A 22,699-nucleotide genomic window follows, 5' to 3' on the forward strand; every position below is an offset into this window, starting at 1 on the left:
GGGGCGGCCATGGAGTCTGCCTCGACTTCGCCGGCGAAACTGGTTAAGGGGTCCGGGGGAGGGTGCGAGTGCGACAACTCGTGCCGCACCTGGGGTGGGAAAGCGAGCTTGGACGATGAAGACCCAATCGCCGCCTGGCAGCAGGCTGGGGAGGCTGTGGAACCTCGAGGGCTGGGGTCTGCGCTGGAAGGTCACCGCAGTGGTCGCCCTCCCGATCACGGTGGCAACGGTGCTCGGCGGTCTGCAGGTGCGGGATGCCCTCGGCACCGCATCCGACTTCGGTAAGGCCGCGAAGCAGACCGAGATCGTCGCGCCGATGCTGGACATGGACATCGCCACCGGGTTCGCCGTCGCCAATCACCTGTCCCGACAGGGATCGCCGGCCGAGGATGCCGCGCGGGTCGACGAGTCGATCCGGAAGGTGCGGGAGACGATTGCGGACTCCGGGCTGGATGCCGAGCTGGTCGCCTCCGTCGAACGGGTGATCGACGAGACCGAGGCGCTCGGTTCGGAGATGACGACGCTGTCGCTCGACGAACTCGGCGCCCGCACCGCCGCGATCCAGGAGGCTGCGGCGAACACCGTTGTCGCGGCCATCGCGCCGATCGGCGACGAGGTGATCGTCGAGGAGGTCAACCGACTCGTCGATGCCTGGGCTTCGCAGCGTCGGCTCTTCGACCAGACGCTGGCGGTCATCAAGCGGTACCAGGACCCGAAGTCCCCCGACACCGCGCTGGTTTCGGCCATCGGTTCCGAGTTGGCCATGATCGACGTCCTGGCTCGCTACTTCCCGGCCGACGACCCCGATCTGAACGGGCTGCGTCAGGCCGTCGACACCCGTCTCGACCTGATGCTCGGCACACCGGCGGGCACACCACCGAGGCCCGAGATGCATCAGACAATGCTCGACAGTCAGCAGATCTACACCCCGATGATCAAGCGTTCGACGGAATCGATCATCGATCTGGTGTCCGCGAAGGCCGACGAGACTCGGGCCGCGGCGCTGCGCGCCGCGGCGGTGGTGCTGGTAACCCTGCTCGCGACGATCGTGCTGGGAATCCTGGTCGCCGGTTCGCTGGTCCGCCCGATCCGTCGGCTCCGGCAGGCGACACTCGACGTGGCCGACATGGACCTGCCCGATGCCATCGAACGCATCAAGGTCGGTGACGGCTCCGCGGTCACCGACTTCGAACCTATCCCGGTGCACACCACCGAGGAGATCGGCCAACTCGCCCGTGCCGTCGACGACATGCACGGTCAGGCACTTCGCCTCGCCGGCGAGCAGGCACACCTGCGCCTGCAGGTCGGCGACATGTTCGAGACGCTCGCCCGGCGCAGCAAATCGCTGGTCGACCAGCAGTTGGGCCTCATCGAGAACCTCGAGTTCGAGGAGAAGGACCCCCAGCGGCTCGAGAGCCTGTTCCGGCTCGACCACCTCGCCGCCCGCATGCGACGCAACGGCGACAACCTGCTGATCTTGTCGGGCAACCGGATCCGCCGCGGCCATTCCGCCCCGGTACAGGTCGGCGACACGGTGCGCGCCGCGATGTCGGAGGTCGAGGAGTACCAGCGGGTACAGGTCGGGTCCACCCCGCAGGGCGCGCTGAGCGGTGCCGTCGCGGCCGACGTCGTGCACCTGCTCGCGGAACTGCTCGACAACGCGCTGCGCGCCTCCCCGCCGGACAGCCGGGTCAGGATTTCCTTCGCCCGTGCGTCCGACGGCGGCATGTTCCTCGAGATCGCCGACAGCGGAATCGGCCTCCCCGCAGACCGGTTCGCCGAGATCAACGCGCGCCTCGCCTCGGGTGGCTCGGTCGGCCCGGAGACGGCCCGGCACATGGGCCTGTTCGTCGTCAGTCGTCTCGCGGCCCGGCACGGTCTCACCGTCCACCTGCGGCCGACGCATGCGTCGCCGCCCGATCAGGGTGTCACCGCGAGCGTGCACGTTCCCGACAGCCTGCTGGTCTCGCCGCTCGAGATGCCGCAGACCGGTCCGGTTCCGCGGGTCGACACCAACGGGCTGCCGCAGGTGACCGTCGTTCCCACCGGTGGGATGCCGCAACTGGTCACCGTCCCGGCCCGGCCCGCGTCGGAACCGGCATCGCATCCGTCGGCCCAGCTGCCGCAGCGGACGCCCGGCGCGGTGGTCCTGCCGCGCCGCACCCCCGGCGCCAGCGACCTGCCGCGCCGCACACCGGAGGCCGATGTTCCTCCGCGGCCCGCGTCTGCTCCCGCCGTATCGGCGTTCGAGTCGCCCGTGCCTGCTCCCGCCGCACCGGCGTTCGAGTCGCCCGTGCCCGCGGAGCCCCCGCGCAGGGAGTCCGTCGACGGCCCGTCGTCGGCCCGGCGTCACCGCTACCTGAGCAACAGCGCCAAGACCGCGTCGTTCTTCCAGGCGCGTCCGAACATCACCGAATCGCAGGAGGTCACGACTTCCGGGACGCCGATCTTCTCGGGCATGGTGACGGACTGGCTCACGGATCCGACCGAGTCCGGAAGCCTCGGCAAGTTCGAGTGGGCATCGGCGGCCGACCAGGGCTGGAGCGCCGCCCAGCGTGCCGGCGAGGCGCCGGTCGAGGCGAGGACCGAATCGGGTCTGCCACAGCGCTCGCCGGGACATCGACTGGTTCCGGGCGGGGTCGACGTCGGCGGCCGACGTCGTGCCACCCTGGCGCGACTGCGCGATCCCGACGCCGTTCGTGAGAATCTGAGCCGTCACCAAAAGGGGACGCGCGAGGGCCGCGCAGCGAGTGCGGCCGAGCGCGCCGGCATCATCGGAGGAGACGCATGAGTATCGATCAAGGAATGGTGTCGAACGGGGGGAACGGCTCCGGCGGCGCCCATCCGCTCGACTGGTTGGTCTCGAATTTCGCCAGGGAGGTCCCGGGCGTCGCACACGCGGTGCTGGTGTCCGCGGACGGTCTCCTCATGGCGGGCAGTGAGCACCTGCCGCGTGATCGCGCGGAGCAGCTCGCCGCGGTCACCTCCGGGCTCGCCAGCCTGTCCGTGGGGGTGTCGAACCTGTTCGACGGTGGCGGAGTCCTGCAGTCCGTCGTCGAGATGCAGCGCGGCTACCTGCTGTTGATGAGCGTCGGCGACGGAACTCACCTGGCCGCGCTGACGTCGTCGTCGTGCGACATCGGTCAGGTCGGGTACGAGATGGCGTTGCTCGTCGAGCGCGTCGGCGACTCGGTGCAGGCCACGCCGCGATCGATGTTCGGATCCTGACCGGACCGTGCGGATGAACGACGAGTACGACGAGGCGAGCACGCGTGGGCCGAGCCTGGTGCGGCCGTATTCGCTCACCTCGGGCCGGACGAAACCGGCGGTGGAGCTGGCGCTCGAGGCCCTGATCCAGGCGATGCCGCAGGACTTCTACAGCCCGGACCTCGGGGACATCGAGGCGACGATCATCGCGTTGTGTGCGCAGTCGCCGTCGGTAGCCGAGATCGCCGCACGCGTGGGGGTACCGATCGGTGTGGCGCGGGTGCTCGTCGCCGACCTCGTGGAGTCCGGTCACCTGCGGATCCTGGCAACCCTCCAAGACGACGCGAGCGACACCGAACGCCGCGAACTTATCGAAAGGGTCCTCGGTGGACTACGCAACATCTAGCTCTGAGCGCAACCGGGTGACCTCGACCAAGATCGTCATTGCGGGTGGCTTCGGTGTCGGCAAGACCACCCTCGTCGGTGCGGTGTCGGAGATCGTCCCGCTGCGGACGGAGGCACTGGTCACCAGCGCGTCGGACGGTGTGGACAATCTCACCGCCATCCCGCAGAAGTCGACCACGACGGTGGCGATGGATTTCGGCCGCATCAGCCTCGCTCCGGATCTGGTGCTGTACCTGTTCGGGACGCCGGGGCAGCAGCGGTTCTGGTTCATGTGGGACGACCTGATCCGCGGGGCCATCGGGGCGATCGTGCTGATCGACACCCGCCGACTGGACGAGTCGTTCGCCGCGGTGGACTATTTCGAGGCCCGCAACCTGCCGTTCGTGGTGGCGGTCAACGAGTTCGACGACGCGCCGCGATACCCGCTCGAGGAGATTCGGCAGGCCCTCGCCGTCCCGGCGCACGTGCCGATCCTGTCCATCGACGCCCGCGACCGGGAGTCGGCGAAGTCCGCGTTGATCGCGATCACCAAGTACGCCCTCACGCGGCTCGGCTCGACGGTCGGGTAGTGCCCGGGAATCAGCGAGTGCTGCCGGGTCTGGCTGACCTGCACCTATAGACTTGACGGGTTGCGTGTGCGTGGCAGCGGAGCCATCGAACTTCACGCTTCGCACGCCCAGGGTCCGCAGGCTCTACCAGGACCGTTTGCTGAGAAGAAGAGGAGCCGATGACTGACACCACGTTGCCGCCGGAGGAATCGGGGCACGACCGCATCGAGCCGGTGGACATCCAGCAGGAGATGCAGTCCAGCTACATCGACTACGCGATGAGCGTGATCGTGGGCCGCGCGCTGCCCGACGTGCGCGACGGCCTCAAGCCCGTGCACCGTCGCGTGCTGTACGCGATGCACGACAACGGCTACCGCCCGGATCGCGGGTACGTGAAGTCCGCACGCCCCGTCGCCGAGACGATGGGTAATTACCATCCGCACGGTGACAGCTCGATCTACGACACCCTCGTGCGTATGGCGCAGCCGTGGTCGCTGCGCTACCCGCTGGTCGACGGCCAGGGCAACTTCGGTTCCCGCGGCAACGACGGCGCGGCCGCGATGCGTTACACCGAGTGCCGCCTGACTCCGCTCGCCATGGAGATGGTGCGCGAGATCGACCATGACACAGTCGATTTCGTCCCCAACTACGACGGCAAGACGCAGGAGCCGACGGTTCTGCCGAGCCGTGTCCCGAACCTGCTGATCAACGGTTCCGGCGGCATCGCCGTCGGTATGGCCACCAACATCCCGCCGCACAACCTGCGCGAGGTCGCCGAGGCCATCTACTGGGCGCTCGACAACCACGAGGCCGACGAGGAAGCCACCCTCGAGGCCGTCATGGAGCGGGTCAAGGGCCCCGACTTCCCGACCGCCGGCCTGATCGTCGGCGGCCAGGGCATCCAGGACGCCTACCGCACGGGCCGTGGTTCGGTCCGCATGCGTGGTGTCGTCGAGATCGAGGAATCCGATCGCGGCGCCACCCAGATCGTCATCACCGAGCTGCCGTACCAGGTCAACCCGGACAACCTGATCACCTCGATCGCCGAGCAGGTGCGGGACGGCAAGATCGCCGGCATCTCCAAGATCGAGGACCAGTCGTCCGACCGCGTCGGCATGCGCATCGTCGTCGTCATCAAGCGTGACGCCGTCGCCAAGGTGGTGCTGAACAACCTCTACAAGCACTCGCAGCTGCAGACCAGCTTCGGCTGCAACATGCTGTCCATCGTCGACGGGGTGCCGCGCACCCTGCGCCTGGACCAGATGATCCGGCTCTACACCACCCACCAGCTCGAGGTCATCGTCCGCCGCACGCGCTACCTGCTGCGCAAGGCGGAGGAGCGGGCCCACATCCTGCGCGGTCTGGTCAAGGCACTCGACGCGCTCGACGAGGTCATCGCGCTCATCCGCGCGTCGCAGACCGTCGACGTCGCGCGTGCCGGCCTGATCAACCTGCTCGACGTCGACGACGTCCAGGCGGACGCGATCCTCGCGATGCAGCTGCGTCGTCTGGCCGCGCTCGAGCGTCAGAAGATCATCGACGAGTTGGCCGAGATCGAACTCGAAATCGCCGACTACAAGGACATTCTCGCCAAGCCGGAGCGGCAGCGCTCGATCGTGCGCGACGAGCTCTCGGAGATCGTCGAGAAGTACGGCGACGACCGGCGCACCCGCATCATCGCGGCCGACGGCGACGTCACCGACGAGGATCTGATCGCCCGCGAGGACGTGGTCGTCACGATCACCGAGACCGGCTACGCCAAGCGCACCCGCACCGACCTGTACCGCTCGCAGAAGCGCGGCGGCAAGGGCGTGCAGGGCGCCGGGCTCAAGCAGGACGACCTGGTCAGGCACTTCTTCGTCAGCTCCACGCACGACTGGATCCTGTTCTTCACCACCAAGGGTCGGGTGTACCGCGCCAAGGCGTACGAGCTGCCCGAGGCCAGCCGCACCGCCCGCGGCCAGCACGTCGCGAACCTGCTGGCGTTCCAGCCGGACGAGCGGATCGCGCAGATCATCCAGATCAAGACGTACGAGGACGCCCCGTACCTGGTGCTCGCGACCCGCAACGGCCTGGTCAAGAAGTCCAAGCTCACCGACTTCGACTCCAACCGCAGCGGCGGCATCGTCGCCGTTAACCTGCGCGACGAGGACGAACTGGTGGGCGCGGTGCTGTGCTCGTCCGACGACGACCTGCTGCTCGTCTCGGCCAAGGGCCAGTCGATCCGCTTCTCCGCGACCGACGAGGCGCTGCGCCCGATGGGTCGTGCGACGTCCGGCGTCCAGGGCATGCGGTTCAACCAGGACGACGAACTGCTGTCGCTCAACGTGGTCCGTGAGGGCACCTACCTGCTGGTCGCCACCTCCGGTGGTTACGCCAAGCGCACACCCATCGAGGACTACGTTGCGCAGGGCCGTGGCGGCAAGGGTGTTCTCACCATCCAGTACGACCCGAAACGTGGCACCCTGGTCGGGGCGGTCATCGTCGACGTCGACGACGAGCTCTACGCGATCACCTCGGGTGGCGGTGTCATCCGCACCGCAGCCAAGCAGGTGCGTAAGGCCGGCCGTCAGACGAAGGGCGTGCGGTTGATGAACCTCGGGGAGGGCGACACCCTGCTCGCGATCGCGCGTAACGCCGACGAACCCGAGGAAGCTGTTGCGGGCTCGTCCGATGGAGCGAAGGAGTCGTAGTTGAGCACTCCCCAACAGCCCGGCGACGGCAAGACGGACGGTAAGGCGGACACGAAGCCCGCCGAGCCGGACACGAAGCCCGCCGACGCGCAGAAGCCTCCGGCCCAGGATCCGCCGGCCGCGAAGGCGGCGGAACCGAAGTCGGCAGCCCCGAAGTCGGCAGCCCCGAAGGCTGCGGAACCGAAGTCGGCGGAACCGAAGTCGGCCGGCGAGCAGGCGTCGAAGCCTGCCGCCCAGCAGGCACCGGAGCCGAAGCGGCCCCAGCAGGCGCCGGAGCCGAAGCGGCCCGGGCAGACGCCGCCGTGGCAGCGGGGACAGCAGCAACAGCAGCGGGAGCCGCAGACCAACCTGAGCCGCCCGGGCGGACCCGTCACAGGTCCGCCCGGGGCGGCGGCGGGCGCGCCGGGTAAGGCGGGCGCTCCCGGCAAGTCGGGTGCTCCCACGTCACCCGGTGGGCCGGTCGCGCCGACCACCAACGGCAAGCCGGTCCCGCCGGCGCCGGCCAAGTCGACTCGGCCCGTCGTGACGGGCACGGCCGCCCCCAAGCCGCCGGCCCAGCCCCAGGCTCAGCCGCCGGCCGGGCCGGCTCGGTCTGCCCGGCCCGTCGTCACCGGTACGGCTGCTCCGAAACCGCCCACGTCCTCTCCTGCGGCCCCAGGCGGCCCGCAGGGGGGTCCGGGTGGCCCTGGGGCGGCGAAGACCGGGCAGACCGGGCAGCCTGCCAAGGCAGCGGCGAAGACTGCGGCAAAGTCGAAGGCGGCGGTCATCGACGGGCCCACGCGCAGCATCGCCCGCACCGACCTGGCGAAGGACATGCCGGACCTGTCGACGGTCCGGCACCCGGTGCCCGCTGAAGCCCCGAGTCAGGCCGGCACGGCCCGCAAGGCCAGCCCAGTCGCGCTCACCGCATCCGCGCCGGTCGATGGCGAGGGCCTACGGGCGACCGTCCAGGTGCGCCGCGTCGACCCGTGGTCGATGCTCAAGGTGTCGCTGGTGATCTCGGTGGCGTTGTTCTTCGTGTGGATGGTCGCGGTGGGCCTGCTGTACGTCGTCCTCGACGGCATGGGCGTGTGGGACAGGCTCAACAGCGCCTTCACCGAGATCGTGACCGACACCTCCAGCGAGGGTCTGGTGACGTCCGGTCAGGTGTTCGGCTACTCGGCCATGATCGGCCTGATCAATGTGGTGCTTATCACAGCGATCGCGACGATCGGTTCGTTCATCTACAACCTGTGCTCCGACCTGGTCGGCGGCGTGCAGGTCACTTTGGCTGACCCCGACTGACCAGGCAAAACAGTGCCCCGCCGGAGCCGTTTTGGTCCCGCGACTCCGGTGGGGTAATCTTCTGCTCGGTTCAAGGGCCTATAGCTCAGGCGGTTAGAGCGCTTCGCTGATAACGAAGAGGTCGGAGGTTCAAGTCCTCCTAGGCCCACTCCACGTGCCGACGAAGGAGTTACCAACATGAAGGTCGTCCTGATTGCGGGAGCCGGACTGCTGGTGGCATTCGGACTCGCCAAGTTGCTGTCCAAGCGACGCGGAGACGATGTCTGGCACGAGGTCACAAGTCGCTGAATCCGGTTTCCGGAAACAGTGCAGACGGGGCCTTAGCTCAGTTGGTAGAGCGCTGCCTTTGCAAGGCAGATGTCAGGAGTTCGAATCTCCTAGGCTCCACAAGTTGGATTCACAGAACTAGAGTCACTTTCTCGGAAACGAGAGGGTGGCTCTTTTTTCGTTGGGTCGCGGTGGGTGTGCACGTGTGCCCGGTACCTGCTGCGCGCAAGATGGTGCGCCGCGCTGTCGACAGTGCGCGCGGGAGGCGAATGTGCGCGCAGCAGGGTGGCCGGGTGTCCGGCGGGGACTGATCAGCCCGTGATCATGTCTTCCTGGCCCCAGACGGCGCGCATGCTGACGATCTTGCCGTCGTCGTCGAACTCCATGATGTCGATGGGGGCGATCTCGAGCGTCTGATCGCCGAGCTTGGTGATCAGACGGAAGTGGAAGGCCGCGGTGTTCGCCGCGATGCGCAGCGTCACCAACTCGGCCTCCTGATCCATCGGTTCGATGATCGCGTAGAACTCGCGGATCGCCTCGCGGGTGGTGCGGGGTTCGGTGCCCACGGGATCCTCGACGCTGGCGCCCTCGGCGTACAGCGCCAGGACGTCGTCGGCGGTACCGGTCGCGACCGCCTTGATGTAGCTGTCGACGGTGTTCCGGATGCTCTCGGGTGACGCGGCCATGATGCTCCTCCATAGTTGGAACCTGTTTCAGTTCGTGAGGGTATCGCAGGGGTGCAGCAGGATGACCGAGTCGGCGGATACCCCCTGACGGACAACGTCATCCGGTTCCGCCGCCGTGCGACCCCGGGACCCGGATTTTGTACCGCGGTCTATTACCGGCGAAACCACTACACGAACGTCCAATTGGCGTTGAAATGGATGTGTGCATGTGGACGAGGCGAAGACGGGCACCGTCACGGTGCTCGCCGCGACTACTCGAGTACTGCGCACATATGGCCGTTTCCTGCTCGTCGGGCGCGTACGCTCGGACGATCCGGAACCGGGGCGTGGCAGGGGACGCCTGCGCCGGTGCGGTGGATCGTCCGTGGGTGACGGTCGGGTTTACGGCGGAACGATGTCCGGTCGCGGCAGCATGTCGCTGCGACCGGTGATCTGACAAACGATCAGCAAGACATGGAAACGGGGGGATGAAGTGAGTCGTACCGGAAAGGTGCCGCTCTCGGCCGACGGAGGGAAGGGTCGGCCGGACAAGCGAACCGAGATCCTGATGGCGTCGTCGGAGCTGTTCGCAGCCAAGGGATATACGGGTACGTCGATGCGGGACATCGCGAACTCCACCGGGATGCTGGCCGGCAGCCTCTACTACCACTTCGATTCCAAGGAAGCGCTGGCCGCGACGATGGTCCGCGGCCTGCGTGACGACATCGTCGCGGCCGTCCAGCGCCCGGCGGTGCCGGCGGACTCCTCGGTCGAGGCCATCCGACGGTTCGCCCTGGACGTCGCGGATGCGTCAGCCCGGCATCCCGGGGCCCTGCAGGTCTGCCTGGGTGTGCCCGGGACACACGACGAGGAACTTCAGGCACTGCTCGCGGCCGAGGCGCGGTGGTCGGAGAAGAAGTGGCAGACGCTGGTTCGCGCCGCCGAGGACGCGGGGCTCGTGCGACCCGAGGTCGACACCCGCATCCTGCGCGAGGTGCTCCGGGTCGCGCTCACGCACAGTGCCACGCTGGCGCCCACCGGGTTCGCGGCGCGCAAGGTGGCGGGCTGCACGATCGACATGCTGTTCAACGGTCTCGCCACCAAGCCGGCCGACGACGACCTGTCCGACTCGGCCTCCGCCCGGACGGCGCGCAAGGTGATCGCGTCGTGGGACCGCGAGGACTCGATGACCTTGTCCGACAAGCAGGACCGCATCCTCGAGGCCGCCCGGTTCGTGTTCGCCGAACGCGGGTTCGACGCGACGACCACCCGGGACATCGCCACCGCGGTGGGGCTGACCCAGGGAAGCCTGTACCACCACTTCGAGTCGCGGGAGGCGATCCTCGTCGCGATCCTGCAGCACTTCTCGTCCCGGATGCGCTCCGCCCACGAGGAGATCGGGGCGGTCGGCGGGACGCCGCTCGAGACCGTCGACGCGCTGATCCGGATGCGCAGCGCCGCCGGTAAGCGATTCGACGCCGAGATCTCGATCCTCAAGTCGTGGGTGATGCTCACCGGCAAGGAGCATTTCGACTTCCTGAAGAAGGACGGCCGCAAGGTGCTCCGCGTGTGGGATCGCGCGCTCGCGGCGGGTGTGAAGGACGGCAGTGTCACGATGCCGGGATCGACTCGGCTGGTGTTCCAGTGCATGGGCGAGATCCTCTGGTCCACCCACGGACTGCCGCGGGTCTCCACCGAACGCATGACCCGGTACAACCTCGAGACGGTCCTGTGGGGGGCCGCACCCAAGTAGCGTCACGTCGGCGCGACAACAGGAGGTAGTCGTGATCGGAAGGTGTTGTGCCGCAGCGGCGGTAGTGATCGGTGCGGTGATGGCCGGTGTGCCGGCCGCGGCGGCGCCACCTGACTTCTACCAACCGCCGGTGGAGTTGCCGGCGGGTCCGGCCGGGGAGGTGATCCGCACCGAGCCGCTTCCGCTGGCCTGGCAGGCGGGCACCTTCCCCGCGACCGCGACACGGATCATGTACCGCAGCAACGATACCCACGGCAACCCCAACGCGGTGACCGGCGCCTACTTCGATCCGGCGCTGCCGTGGACCGGGCCCGGCCCGCGCCCACTGGTGAGCATGGCGGCCGGAACGCAGGGCCAGGGCGACCGGTGTGCGCCGTCGAAGACGATCGGCACCGTCGTCGAGTACACGCCGCCGTCGGGTGTGATCGCGTCGTACGAGGTGGTGTTCGTGAACGCCCTGCTCTCGCGCGGCATCGCGGTGGTGCTCACCGACTACGAGGGGCTGGGTACCCCGGGAACGCACACGTACGTCAACCGGGCGGCCGAGGCGCACGCGGTGCTCGACGCGGCCCGCGCCGCGAAACGGTTGCCGGGCACCGGGATCACCCCCGACGGCCCCGTGGCGTTCTGGGGCTACTCGCAGGGCGGCGGCGCGTCTGCGGCCGCGGTGGAACTGGCTCCCGAGTACGCGCCGGAACTGGACGTGCGGGGTGCGTACGCCGGTGCGCCGCCGGCCGATCTGGCCGCGACACTCACCGCGATCGACGGCTCCTCGCTCGTCGGTGCGATCGGCTATTCGCTGAACAGCATCGTGCAGGCGTACCCGGAGGCGCGGGCACTGATCGAGGCCGAGTTGAACGATCGTGGCCGGCAACTGCTCGCGGACGTGCAGGGCCAGTGTGTCGGCGAGACGCGCCTGAAGTTCGGGTTCGAGCGCTCAGAGTCGTTCACCCGGACCGGTGAGCCGCTGTCGGACGTCCTGGCGCGGCACCCGCTCGCGACCGAACTGTTCGCCGAGCAGCGGATCGGAAACCGGACACCGACGGCGCCGGTCCTGATCCAAGCCGGCATCCACGACGACACCGTCCCCAGTGGGCAGGCGCGTCAACTCGCCGACGACTGGTGCGCGAAGGGTGCCACCGTGCAGCTCACCGAGAACCCGCTGCCGCCGATGAGTCAGGGCACCGGGCTCAACCACGGCCTGCCGTACGTTCTGGGGCTGCCTGAGTCGCTGACCTGGATCACCGACCGGTTCGCCGGGTTGCCGGCCCCCGGCAACTGCCGCGTCGGTTAGGGGCGCGGGTCGGTCAGTGACGGCGGCTTGGCGGCTACCGGCGGCATCTCCGGACGGCGGGTCGCTGCGACCACGGCTGCCCCGGCCGCGGCCACGACCGCGCCGAGGCCGATCAGCACCCGTCGGCGGCCGGCCGAGGACGTCGGGGTGGAATCACTCTTGGTGGCACGCATCATGCCTCCACTCTGGCACAGCTCGCACACGTCGCCGCCGGTGCAATGGCACGATAGGGGGGTGACTTCACAGACTGCTACCGCAACGCTGCACACCAACCGCGGCGACATCAAGATCGCCCTGTTCGGTAACCATGCGCCGAAGACCGTCGAGAACTTCGTCGGCCTGGCCGACGGTTCCAAGGAGTACTCCACCCAGAACGCCAAGGGCGAGGCCTCCGGCCCGTTCTACGACGGCGCCGTCTTCCACCGCGTCATCGACGGCTTCATGATCCAGGGCGGCGACCCGACCGGCACCGGTCGCGGTGGCCCGGGCTACAAGTTCGGCGACGAGTTCCACCCGGAACTGCAGTTCGACCGCGGCTACCTGCTGGCCATGGCCAACGCCGGCCCGGGCACCAACGGCTCGCAGTTCTTCATCACCGTCGGCCCCACGCCGCACCTGAACCGTCGCCACACCATCTTCGGTGAGGTGCTGGACGAGGAGTCGAAGAAGGTCGTCGACGCCATCGCCACCACCGCTGTCGACCGTGGCGACCGCCCGGTCGACGACGTCGTGATCAACAGCATCACCATCGCGTAAGGATCCACGAATGACGAACCCCGGCTGGGGTGGCACGGCGAGCGAGGGCACCCCGCCACCTCAGCCGAGGTGCGTGCGTCACCCCGATCGTCCCACCGCCCTCTCCTGCACCCGTTGCGGCCGCCCCGCGTGCCCGGACTGTCTGCGTGCCGCGTCCGTCGGCCACCAGTGCGTCGACTGTGTCGCCGCCGGTCAGCGCGATGTGCCGACGGCGCGTACCGTCGCCGGCGCGCCGGTGCGCCCGCAGATCCCGACGCCGCTGCTGACGTACGTCCTGATCGCGGTCAACGTGCTGATCTTCGCGGTCACCGCCGTGCAGTCCCGCAGTGTGCTGGACAACCACATCGCGTCGCCGCTGTTCCTCGACTGGGTGCTGTGGGGTCCCGCTGTCGCGGCCGGTGAGTTCAGTCGGATCGTCACCAGCGGATTCCTGCACATCGGTCTGATGCACCTGGCCGTCAACATGTTCGCGCTGTACGTGATCGGCCGGGACACCGAGATGGTGCTCGGTCGGGCCCGCTACCTCGCGGTGTACGTGATCGCGCTGCTGGGCGGGTCGGCGTCGGTGCTGATGCTCGATCCGTTGATCCCCACGGCGGGCGCGTCCGGCGCGATCTTCGGTCTGCTCGGAGCGCAGGCGGTGATCCTGCTCCGCCTCAAGCGCAGCCCGATGCCGGTACTGGCGGTCATCGCGATCAACGTGGTGATCAGCGTGACGATCCCCGGGATCTCCCTGTGGGGGCACATGGGCGGCCTGGTCGCCGGTGCCGCCGCCACCGCGGCCCTGCTGTACGTGCCGGGCGTCGTCGGCGCGCAGGACCGCAAGAGCGCCGGTACCGCCGGTTGGTTCGCGCTCGGCGGTGTCGGCCTGCTGACGCTGATCGTCACCGCCGCGGCCGTCGCCGCCATCTGACCGTTCCGGCCCGATGTCAGTCGCGGTCCACGGCCCGATCGTCCGGCGGCACCAGGCCGTGCACGGACAGCGCCTCGAACACCACGATCGGGTCGGTGCCGAGATCCCAGCGTCCGAAGATCATCAGGCGCTCGGTGCCGTCCGGGTCGACGGCGTCGATCTCGAGCATCGGTACCCGTCGTCCCAGTCGCGGGTAGCGGACGATGCGGGCCCGTTCGATGCTGTCGCGTCGGTAGACCCGGCGACCCGTCAGTCGCGTCGCCGCGAGGGCGGGTGCCGGCCCGTCGTGCACGATCGCGAGTTTGGGGCGCTGCCTGGCACCGAGACCGGCGATCACGAACATTCCGGCGGCGGCCAGCACGGACAGGAATTGTCCCGGTGCGTCGAGTCCCAGCAGGACCGCCGCGAGGAGCATGGCGATGCCACCGACGGCGAGCGCGGCTACCGCGCCGAGCGGAGTGGACCACTCGAGCGGTGATTGTTGACCGAATTCATCCTCAGACATGTGGACGAAATCCCTGGTTATCCACAGGAGTTATCCACACTGGGGATGAATGACACGCGTGTAATTGCCCGGCTGTGGACAACTGCGGTCCCGAAAAAGACCGACAGGTCAACGCCATCTCATCGTCATGATAAGGCCCACAACCATGAACCCGAAGCCGATGAGGAAATTGTAGGCCCCCAAGTCGTTCATCCATGCGAGGTTTTCGCCCGCGAGGTAGTACACGATCAGCCAGGCGAGCCCGACCAGCATGAATCCGAGCATCACCGACACGTACAGCGCACTCGACGGCCCGGCCTTCACCTTCACCGGGGTGCGGTTCGCGGGATTGACTGTGTAATCGGTCTTCTTCCGGACCTTCGACTTCGGCATGACTTCCTTACTCGTGTGGACGGGCCCAGACGGGCTCGGGTGGATCGATCTCCGCGAGCGCGGCGCCCGGATCGGTCCGAGCCGACAGGGTACATTCGGCTGTACCTGTTGTGTAGGTACACGCTAACCCAAACAAGCACGGCCAGGACCGGTCGCGCACCGAATCGTCCGTGGTGGGAGTGGTGGTCGAGGGTGCCGGACGTCGACGAGGAACCGCAGGCCAGTCGCCCGCGGTTCGGCTTCTGGCCGATCGCCGTCCTGGTGGTCTGCCTGGTCGCGGGACTGCTGCTGGCGACGACGCGGCAAGTCTCGCACGGCAACGAAATCCGCGCCGCCGATTCGACCCGATTGTCCGACCTCGTGCGCAGTGCCCAGGTCGAGGCGGATGCCGCGGCCCGCGCCCGCGACGAACTGGCCGCCCAGGTGCAGGACCTGCAGGAGAACGCGGCCGGCACCGACTCCCGGGTGGCCGAGGCGTTGGACTCGAGCCGCGCGCTGGCCTCCGCGGCCGGGCTCACCGAACTCAGCGGACCCGGTGTCGTCGTCACCCTCACCGATGCGCCCCGTGACGCCGACGGCAAGTACCCGGCCGGGGCGTCGCCCGACGACCTCGTCGTCCACCAGCAGGACGTGCAGAGCGTGCTCAACGCGCTGTGGACCGGTGGTGCCGAGGCGATCGCGATGCAGGACCAGCGGATCGTGAACACGTCGGCGCCGCGGTGCATCGGGAACACGCTGCTGCTGCACGGACGCACCTACAGCCCGCCGTACGTCGTGACCGCGATCGGCGACCCGGCCCGCCTCGCCGCGACGCTCGCGAACGAGCCCGGCGTCAAGACCTTCAGGCAGTACGCCGTCCGCTACGGACTGGGATACACCCAGCAGGAATCCGGCCACCTGACGGTTCCCGCGTACACCGGACAGTTGCACACCGAGTACGCGCGGCCGGTCGCGTAGCAACCGCACGGTACCGCGCATTACCCTTCTTCCCATGCGCATCCTGGTCGTCGACAACTACGACAGCTTCGTGTTCAACCTGGTCCAGTACCTGGGCCAGCTCGGGACGCGGGCCGAAGTGTGGCGCAACGACGACCCCCGGCTGACCGGGGACGACGCGATCGCGGCCGCTGCCGCCGACTTCGACGGCATCCTGCTCAGCCCCGGCCCCGGCACTCCGCAGCGGGCCGGCGCGACGATGCCGCTGGTCGGTGCCTGCGCGTCCGCGCGGACACCGCTGCTGGGTGTGTGCCTGGGGCATCAGGCGATCGGCGCGGCCTTCGGTGCCACCGTCGAACGGGCGCCCGAACTGCTGCACGGCAAGACCAGCCTCGTCCACCACAACGGCGGCGGTGTCCTCGCGGGTCTGCCCGACCCGTTCACCGCCACCCGCTACCACTCGCTGACCGTCGCCCCGGACACCATCCCGGACGAACTGGAGGTCACCGCCCGCACCGACAGCGGCATCGTGATGGCGATGCGGCACCGCGAGCTGCCGATCCACGGCGTGCAGTTCCACCCGGAGTCGGTGCTGACCCAGGGCGGGCACCGGATGCTCGCCAACTGGCTCGGCGTGTGCGGTCAGGCTCCGGCCGAGACGCTGGTCGCGACCCTCGAGGACGAGGTCGCACGGTCGCTGGGGGATGCGCTCACGCGCTGATCGCCCAGCGACCGGTCACGGTCGCTAGCGGGGAATCCCGAAGTCGCCCACCGCCACCGACAGCGGCGCGTCCTTCGCGACGTCGGTGCCCGGGGCCTGCTGCTGGGCGACGACCTTGCCCACCAGGTCGGTGTCGAGCGTCTGCTGACGGGTCTGCGCCAGCTGGTTCGACGACCCGGTCCAGCCGGCCTTCCGCAGCGCCTCGAGTGCCTGCGAGACCGTCATCTCGGCGAGGTTCGGCATCGTGAACAGCTTGCCGTTGGAGACCCGGACGGTGACGGTGTCGCCCTTCGCGGCGGTCGATCCGCCGGACGGTGACGTGGAGATCACCTGGCCCTCCGGCTTACCGGAGTCGATCTTCTCGACCTCGACCTCGAACCCGGCGCCCTCGATGTTGGGCTGCGCCACGTCGATGGTCTGCCCGATCACGTTCGGGATCCGCACCTGCTCGGGACCCGACCCGAGCACGACCACGACCGTCGAGTCCAGGCTCGTCTTCGCGCCGGCCGACGGCTCCTGGCCGACCACCTTGTCCAGTTCGCTCGCGTCGGACGGCGCCCGACGGACGGCATTGTCGAGGCGCAGACCGGCCGCGTTGAGCGCCTGAACCGCCTCGTCCTGCGTCAGACCGGCCAGCTTGGGCACCTGAACCTGCTCGGGACCCGACGACACCAGCAGCGTCACGGTGCTGTTTTCGTCCACCGAACTGCCCGACGTCGGATTGGTTCCGATGACGTTGCCGGTCGCGACCACCGCGTCGGGTCGGGACTGGATGGTGGTGTCGAGATTGACGGTGCGCAGCTTGGCCTCGGCCTCCTGCGCGCTCATCCCCGCGACGGTCGGCACCGTCACCTTCGTAGGCGTCGACAACACGGAGAAGGCGAAAACCCCGATGATGCCGGCGACGACCAGGGCCCCGAGCGCGAGCAGCACGTTGCGGGTGTTGTTGCGCTTCTTCGGTGGCGGCGTCGACGCCGGGATCGCGGCCGGAGCGGCGGTGGCCGTGGCGGCCCGGGCCGGCTCGGCCTGGTAGCCCGCTCCCGTGCCCGCGCCGCTGTCCACGGCCCCGAACAGTGTGGTGCGGTCCTCGTCGGTGAGCACCATCGGTGCGCTCGGACGCTGACCTCCCAGCACCCGCACCAGGTCGCTGCGCATCTCCGCGGCGCTCTGGTATCGGTTGGCCGGATTCTTGGCCATCGCCTTGAGGATCACCGAGTCCATGGCCCTCGGCACCGACGGATTGACCAGCGACGGCAGCTTGGGATCCTCCCGCACGTGCTGGTACGCGACCGCGACCGGGGAATCACCCTTGAACGGGGGCTCACCGGTGAGAACCTCGAACAGCACACAGCCCAGCGAGTAGACGTCCGAGCGGGCGTCCACCTGATCGCCGCGGGCCTGCTCCGGCGACAGGTACTGCGCGGTTCCGATCACGGCCGCGGTCTGCGTCATCGGGCTCGAACTGTCCGCGATGGCGCGGGCGATACCGAAGTCCATCACCTTCACCGCGCCCGCGCGGTTGATCATGATGTTCGCGGGCTTCACGTCACGGTGCACGATGCCGTTGCGGTGACTGAAGTCCAGGGCCGCGCACACGTCGGCGATGATCTCCATCGCCCGACGCGGCTGCAGCGGGCCCTCGGCGCGGATGACGTCACGCAGGGTGTCGCCGTCGACGTACTCCATGACGATGTACGGCAGCGGCCCGGCATCGGTCTCGGCCTCACCGGTGTCGTACACCGCGACGATCGCCGGATGGTTCAACGCCGCCGCGTTCTGCGCTTCGCGACGGAATCGCAGGTAGAACGTGGGATCGCGGGCCAGGTCGGCGCGCAGCACCTTGATCGCGACGTCACGGCTCAGACGCAGGTCCCGGCCGAGATGCACCTCGGACATGCCGCCGAACCCGAGAATCTCGCCCAGCTCGTACCGGGAGGAGAGATTGCGCGGTGTCGTCATGGCTGTCCTTGTGTGGCAGGGGTGGTGGTGGCCTCCGCCGTCGTCGTGGTGGTCGGCGGCGGCGTGGTCGTGGTGGTCGTCGTCGGCGGCGGCGTGGTCGTCGTCGTAGTCGGCGGGGGTGTCGTCGTCGTGGTGGTCGGCGGCGGCGTGGTCGTCGTGGTGGTCGTCGGCGGCGGCGTGGTCGTCGTCGGCGTGGTGGTCGGCGGCCGTGTCGTCGTGGTGGTCGTCCTCGTGGTCGTCGTCACCGGCGCCTTCGTGGTGGTCGTGACCGCGGGCGGTGTCGACGGCTCCTTCGAACCGCCGCCGAAGAACAGCATGCCGAGCGCCGCGAGGGCGGCCAGCGTCAGCAGGGCGCCTCCGGCCCAGGCGACCGCCTTCTGGCCGCTGGTCCAGCCGCCGTCACCGTCCTGCGCGCCCGGAACCGCACCGGTGTAGTCGTTCTGCTGCGTCGGCAGCATCGTGGTGGGCGCCGCAAGGGGTACCGGGGCCACCATCCGGGTCGCGCCGGTCGGCACCCGACCGGGCGGCGGCGGGTGGTGACCGGCGCGGACGGCGGCCACGGCGTCGGCGAACTCGCCGCCGTTCGAGTAGCGACCGGCCGGATCCTTCGTCAGCGTGATGTCGATCAGTTCACGGATCGGGGCCGGCAGATCGGCCGGCATCGGCTCCGGTGGTTCCTGCACGTGCTTCATCGCGACCGTCAGGGTGCCGCCGCCACCGAAGGGACGTCGGCCCGACAGCGCCTCGTAGCCGACCACGCCGAGCGAGTACACGTCGCTGGCGGCGGTCGCCTCCTGGCCCAGAGCCTGTTCGGGCGCGATGTACTGCGCGGTGCCCATCACCATGCCGGTCCGGGTGACCGGTGAGGCGTCGACGGCCTTCGCGATGCCGAAGTCGGTGATCTTCACCTGGCCGGTGGGCGTGATGAGGATGTTGCCGGGCTTGACGTCGCGGTGCACGACGCCCGCCGAATGCGCGACCTGCAGCGCGCGCCCGGTCTGTTCGAGCATGTCCAGGGCATGCGGAACCGACAGCCGGCCGACCCGCGCCAGCACCGCGTTGAGCGGCTCGCCCGCGACCAGCTCCATCACCAGGTAGGCGAGGTTGGCCCCGGCCTCGTCCCGGGTCTCGCCGTAGTCGTAGACGCCCGCGATCCCCGGATGGTTGAGCTGCGCGGTGGTGCGGGCCTCGATGCGGAACCGCTCCAGGAACTCCGGATCCGACGAGAACTCGGCCTTGAGGACCTTGACGGCGACGCGGCGGTCGAGACGGCTATCGGTCGCCTCCCACACCTGACCCATGCCGCCGGTCGCGATCAGCCGCTGCAGGCGGTAGCGCCCGCCGATCACCGATCCGTTGGTCAACGACACTGCCTCAGCCCCTCTGTAATCCGGCCGCGATGACGGCCCGCCCGATCGGCGCCGCGACGGAGCCGCCGGTCGCGGCGAGCGCACGGTCGCCGCCGTCCTCGACGATGACCGCGATCGCGACGGTCGGGTTCTGTGCCGGCGCGAACCCGATGTACCAGGCGTGCGGCGGGGTGTTGCGCGGGTCGCTGCCGTGCTCGGCGGTGCCCGTCTTGGACGCGATCTGGACGCCCGGGATCTTCCCGACACCGGCCGTGTTGTTCTCGGAACCGATCATCAGCTGCGTCAGCGTCTCCGCCACCTCGGGCGAGACGGCCCGGCCCAGCGACTTCGGTGACGTCGTCGCCAGGTTCGACAGGTCCGGTCCCTGCAGCTGCGAGACCAGATGCGTCTCCATCCGCATGCCCCCGTTGGCGATGGTCGCCGCGATCTCCGCGTTCTGCAACGGGGTCAGCGCGACGTCACGCTGGCCGATGCTGGACTGACCGAGCGCGGCGTCGTCGGGGATGGGGCCGATCGTGCTGTCCGCCACCGGGATCGGAATGCCGGGGGCACCCGGACCGATACCGAACGCGGCCGACTGGTCGGCGAGTGCGTCGGATCCGGTCCTGATGCCGAGTTCGACGAAGGCGGTGTTGCAGGAGCGGGCGAACGCTTCCCGCAGCGACGCCGTCGGCGCCCCACCGCACGTGCTGCCGTTGTAGTTCTCGAGCGTCGTCGACGTGCCGGGCAGCGTGATGTTCGGTGCCGCGGTGAGCTGCTCGTCCGGGTTGGCGCCGTTCTCGAGGGCCGCCGCCGTCACGACGACCTTGAACGTCGAACCGGGCGGGTACGTCGCGGACACGGCGCGGTTGAGCATCGGCCTGTCCGGATCGGAGTTGAGTTCGTCCCACGCCGCGGACGTCTCGGCGCCGTCGTGGCCGGAGAGCCGGTTGGGGTCGTAGCTGGGGGTGCTGGCCATCGCGAGGATGTTGCCGGTGCTCGGTTCGATCGCGACGACCGAACCGGTGTAGCCCTTCGCGGTCAGCTCGTCGTACGCGACCTGCTGCATCACCGGGTCGATGGTGCTCACGACGTTGCCGCCGCGTGGATCGCGGCCCGAGACGAGGTCGAAGAACCGCTTGCTGAACAGGCGGTTGTCGGAGCCGTTGAGGACCGGGTCCTCTGCCTTCTCGAGGCCGGCGCTGCCGTACTGCATCGAGTAGAAGCCGGTGACCGGGGCGTTCGCGAACGGACTCGACGGCGCCGCCGGGTTCGGCGGATACGTGCGCAGGTACTTGTAGCGGTCGTCGGTGGGCACCGACGCCGCCAGCACCTGACCGCCGGCGGAGATCTGACCGCGCTGGCGCGAGTACTCGTCGAGCAGCACCCGCGAGTTCCGGGGATCGCCCCGCAGATCGTCGGCCTTGATGACCTGCACGTAGGTGGCGTTGGCGAGGAGCGCGACGACCATCACCATGACGGCCAGCGCGACGCGACGCAGAGGAGTGTTCATTGGCGACCCAGCGTTTCCGTCGGGGCATCCGCGATGGGTGCGGGCCCCTTCTTCTTGGGGGCTGTGGGGGTGCGGGCCGCGTCGGAGATCTTCATCAGCAGGGCCAGGAGGAGGTAGTTCGCGAGCAGTGACGACCCGCCGTACGACATGAACGGGGTGGTCAGGCCGGTGAGGGGGATCAGCTTCGTGACACCGCCGACGACCACGAACAGCTGGATCGCGATCGTGAACGACAGCCCGGCCGCGAGCAGTTTGCCGAAGCTGTCCCGGACCGCGAGCGCGGTCCGCAGCCCGCGGATCACCAGGATCAGGAACAGCATGAGGATCGCGGCCAGGCCGATCAGGCCCAGTTCCTCACCGATCGCGGCGATGATGAAGTCGGTCTTCGCGAACGGCACCTGCGACGGGCGTCCGCTGCCGAGTCCGGTGCCGGCGACGCCGCCGGTCGCGAGCCCGAACAGCGACTGCGAGATCTGGTAGCCGGTGTTCTGGTAGTCACCGAGCGGGTCGATCCACGTGTTCACGCGCACCCGGACGTGCCCGAACATCTGGTACGCGAAGAAGAAGCCGATGATCAGCAGGACGCCGCCGATCAGCAGCCAGCCGACGCGTTCGGTCGCGATGTAGAGCATCACCAGCACGGTGCCGAAGATCAGCAGCGACGTGCCCAGGTCCTTCTCGAACACCATGATGGCGACGGAGACGATCCACGCCACCAGGATCGGGCCCAGGTCGCGGGCGCGGGGCAGATCCATGCCGAAGAAGTGACGGCCCGCGGTGGTGAACAGGTCGCGCTTGGCGACCAGCACGGCCGCGAAGAAGATGATCAGCAGGATCTTCGCGAACTCGCCCGGCTGGATGCTGAAGCCCGGCAGCTTGATCCAGATCTTGGCGCCGTTGACCTCGGAGAACCGGGAGGGCAGCAGCGCCGGGATCGCGAGCAGCACCAGACCGGCGAGACCCACGGTGTAGCTGTAGCGGGCGAGGAGTCGGTAGTCGCGCAGCAGGATCAGCACCGCGATGAAGCCGCCGAGGGCCAGCGCAGTCCACAGCACCTGCTGGTTGGCGTCGGGGGAGGGGATCGGCAGCCCCTGGTACACCGCGTTCTCGGCGTCCGCGAGGTCGAGCCGATGGATCAGCACCAGGCCGAGCCCGTTGAGCAGCGCGACGATCGGCAGCAGCAGCGGATCGGCGTACGGCGCGTACCGCCGCACCGCGAGATGCGCGACGAGGAACATCGCCGCGAAGGCCAGCCCGTACTTGGCCAGATCCCACGTGAGGGTCTGTTCCTGGCTGGCCTCCACCAACACCAGCGAGACCGTCGTGACGACGATCGCACAGCAGATCAGCAGCAGTTCGGTGTTCCGCCGGGTCGACTGGACCGGTGGGGGAGCGAACCCGCCGGGCGGGCTGGGGAACGGTGCATCGGACGTCGACATCAGCTACCGGTCCTGCAGTTCTGTCCGGGGATCTGCTCGATCGGCGTCGGTGCCGGTTCGGCGGGAGGAGCGGCCGCCGGCGGGGCAGCCTCCTGCGGCGGTGCCGGTTCGCCCGCGGGA

General features: G+C 68.9%; 20 protein-coding genes and 2 tRNA genes. 14 read left to right on the plus strand and 8 right to left on the minus strand.

All coding sequences use genetic code 11. The annotated features are described in order from the left end of the window. Positions 1–115: 115 nt before the first annotated feature. From IJ15_RS0116305 to IJ15_RS0116345, 8 genes are all read left to right on the plus strand, one after another. Complete coding sequence (locus IJ15_RS0116305) at positions 116–2,791, plus strand: ATP-binding protein (RefSeq protein WP_031939414.1); 2,676 nt, start codon at positions 116–118, stop codon at positions 2,789–2,791. 14 nt (positions 2,792–2,805) lie between these two features. Continuing rightward, positions 2,806–3,228 carry a roadblock/LC7 domain-containing protein gene (locus IJ15_RS0116310; protein WP_031939415.1) on the plus strand — a complete coding sequence of 141 codons (423 nt, stop codon included), beginning with the start codon at positions 2,806–2,808 and terminating at the stop codon, positions 3,226–3,228. Positions 3,229–3,241: 13 nt separating this feature from the next. Further along, the gene (locus IJ15_RS0116315) at positions 3,242–3,613 is read left to right on the plus strand and encodes a DUF742 domain-containing protein (protein ID WP_031939416.1); all 372 of its coding nucleotides are present in this window, start codon (positions 3,242–3,244) and stop codon (positions 3,611–3,613) included. A 16-nt stretch (positions 3,614–3,629) separates the two neighbouring features. After that, the gene (locus IJ15_RS0116320; protein WP_031939417.1) at positions 3,630–4,181 is read left to right on the plus strand and encodes a GTP-binding protein; all 552 of its coding nucleotides are present in this window, start codon (positions 3,630–3,632) and stop codon (positions 4,179–4,181) included. A gap of 158 nt (positions 4,182–4,339) precedes the next feature. Continuing rightward, positions 4,340–6,853 carry a DNA gyrase subunit A gene (gene gyrA, locus IJ15_RS0116325; RefSeq protein ID WP_031939418.1) on the plus strand — a complete coding sequence of 838 codons (2,514 nt, stop codon included), beginning with the start codon at positions 4,340–4,342 and terminating at the stop codon, positions 6,851–6,853. Continuing rightward, complete coding sequence (locus IJ15_RS0116330; protein WP_031939419.1) at positions 6,854–8,137, plus strand: DUF3566 domain-containing protein; 1,284 nt, start codon at positions 6,854–6,856, stop codon at positions 8,135–8,137. It begins immediately after the preceding gene. A gap of 74 nt (positions 8,138–8,211) precedes the next feature. After that, positions 8,212–8,285, plus strand: a tRNA-Ile gene (locus IJ15_RS0116335). A 166-nt stretch (positions 8,286–8,451) separates the two neighbouring features. Next, positions 8,452–8,524 (plus strand) — tRNA-Ala (locus IJ15_RS0116345). A gap of 191 nt (positions 8,525–8,715) precedes the next feature. Here the strand turns inward: IJ15_RS0116345 and IJ15_RS0116350 are convergent. Next, entirely contained in the window at positions 8,716–9,090 is a 375-nt protein-coding gene (locus tag IJ15_RS0116350) for a nuclear transport factor 2 family protein (RefSeq protein WP_031939420.1), read from the minus strand. Positions 9,091–9,562: 472 nt separating this feature from the next. On the opposite strand from IJ15_RS0116350, the gene IJ15_RS0116360 reads away from it, so the two are divergent. Both IJ15_RS0116360 and IJ15_RS0116365 read left to right on the plus strand, forming a co-directional pair. Then, positions 9,563–10,822, plus strand: coding sequence for a TetR/AcrR family transcriptional regulator (locus IJ15_RS0116360; protein ID WP_231569562.1), 1,260 nt, complete (start codon positions 9,563–9,565; stop codon positions 10,820–10,822). 31 nt (positions 10,823–10,853) lie between these two features. After that, a complete protein-coding gene (locus IJ15_RS0116365) occupies positions 10,854–12,116 on the plus strand; it encodes a lipase family protein (protein WP_031939422.1) in 1,263 nt (420 codons plus the stop codon). Here the strand turns inward: IJ15_RS0116365 and IJ15_RS0116370 are convergent. Further along, positions 12,113–12,292, minus strand: a complete 180-nt coding sequence (locus IJ15_RS0116370; RefSeq protein ID WP_031939423.1) for a hypothetical protein — start codon at positions 12,290–12,292, stop codon at positions 12,113–12,115. The genes IJ15_RS0116365 and IJ15_RS0116370 overlap by 4 nt on opposite strands. 58 nt (positions 12,293–12,350) lie before the next feature. Between IJ15_RS0116370 and IJ15_RS0116375 the strand changes: the two genes are divergently transcribed. Beyond that, positions 12,351–12,872, plus strand: a complete 522-nt coding sequence (locus tag IJ15_RS0116375; protein ID WP_031939424.1) for a peptidylprolyl isomerase — start codon at positions 12,351–12,353, stop codon at positions 12,870–12,872. Positions 12,873–12,882: 10 nt separating this feature from the next. Further along, entirely contained in the window at positions 12,883–13,785 is a 903-nt protein-coding gene (locus tag IJ15_RS0116380) for a rhomboid family intramembrane serine protease (protein WP_031939425.1), read from the plus strand. 16 nt (positions 13,786–13,801) lie between these two features. Here IJ15_RS0116380 and IJ15_RS0116385 read toward each other — a convergent pair whose 3' ends face one another. Together IJ15_RS0116385 and crgA are read right to left on the minus strand one after the other, a co-directional pair. Further along, positions 13,802–14,290 (minus strand): PH domain-containing protein, encoded by a 489-nt coding sequence (locus IJ15_RS0116385; RefSeq protein WP_031939426.1) that lies wholly within the window; start codon positions 14,288–14,290, stop codon positions 13,802–13,804. A gap of 108 nt (positions 14,291–14,398) precedes the next feature. Further along, positions 14,399–14,662, minus strand: coding sequence for a cell division protein CrgA (gene crgA, locus IJ15_RS0116390; RefSeq protein ID WP_031939427.1), 264 nt, complete (start codon positions 14,660–14,662; stop codon positions 14,399–14,401). A 192-nt stretch (positions 14,663–14,854) separates the two neighbouring features. Between crgA and IJ15_RS0116395 the strand changes: the two genes are divergently transcribed. Continuing rightward, the gene (locus IJ15_RS0116395; RefSeq protein ID WP_031939428.1) at positions 14,855–15,619 is read left to right on the plus strand and encodes a DUF881 domain-containing protein; all 765 of its coding nucleotides are present in this window, start codon (positions 14,855–14,857) and stop codon (positions 15,617–15,619) included. Positions 15,620–15,653: 34 nt separating this feature from the next. Next, positions 15,654–16,319 carry an aminodeoxychorismate/anthranilate synthase component II gene (locus IJ15_RS0116400; RefSeq protein WP_031939429.1) on the plus strand — a complete coding sequence of 222 codons (666 nt, stop codon included), beginning with the start codon at positions 15,654–15,656 and terminating at the stop codon, positions 16,317–16,319. Between the two features lie 24 nt (positions 16,320–16,343). On the opposite strand, the gene pknB is transcribed toward IJ15_RS0116400, so the two are convergent. The 4 genes from pknB to IJ15_RS0116420 are packed head-to-tail and all read right to left on the minus strand — an operon-like array spanning position 16,344 to position 22,579. Further along, positions 16,344–18,278: a Stk1 family PASTA domain-containing Ser/Thr kinase gene (pknB, locus tag IJ15_RS0116405; RefSeq protein ID WP_031939430.1), complete on the minus strand. Its 1,935-nt coding sequence runs from the start codon at positions 18,276–18,278 to the stop codon at positions 16,344–16,346. Further along, positions 18,275–19,648 carry a serine/threonine-protein kinase gene (locus IJ15_RS0116410; protein WP_031939431.1) on the minus strand — a complete coding sequence of 458 codons (1,374 nt, stop codon included), beginning with the start codon at positions 19,646–19,648 and terminating at the stop codon, positions 18,275–18,277. Before IJ15_RS0116410 ends, pknB begins: the two co-directional genes overlap by 4 nt. Before the next feature lie 4 nt (positions 19,649–19,652). Continuing rightward, a complete protein-coding gene (locus IJ15_RS0116415; protein ID WP_031939432.1) occupies positions 19,653–21,140 on the minus strand; it encodes a peptidoglycan D,D-transpeptidase FtsI family protein in 1,488 nt (495 codons plus the stop codon). Then, entirely contained in the window at positions 21,137–22,579 is a 1,443-nt protein-coding gene (locus IJ15_RS0116420) for an FtsW/RodA/SpoVE family cell cycle protein (RefSeq protein ID WP_031939433.1), read from the minus strand. The genes IJ15_RS0116415 and IJ15_RS0116420 overlap by 4 nt, the downstream gene beginning before the upstream one ends. Between the last annotated feature and the right edge of the window lie 120 nt (positions 22,580–22,699).

Source organism: Prescottella defluvii (genome assembly GCF_000738775.1).
Classification (GTDB): Bacteria; Actinomycetota; Actinomycetes; order Mycobacteriales; family Mycobacteriaceae; genus Prescottella; species Prescottella defluvii.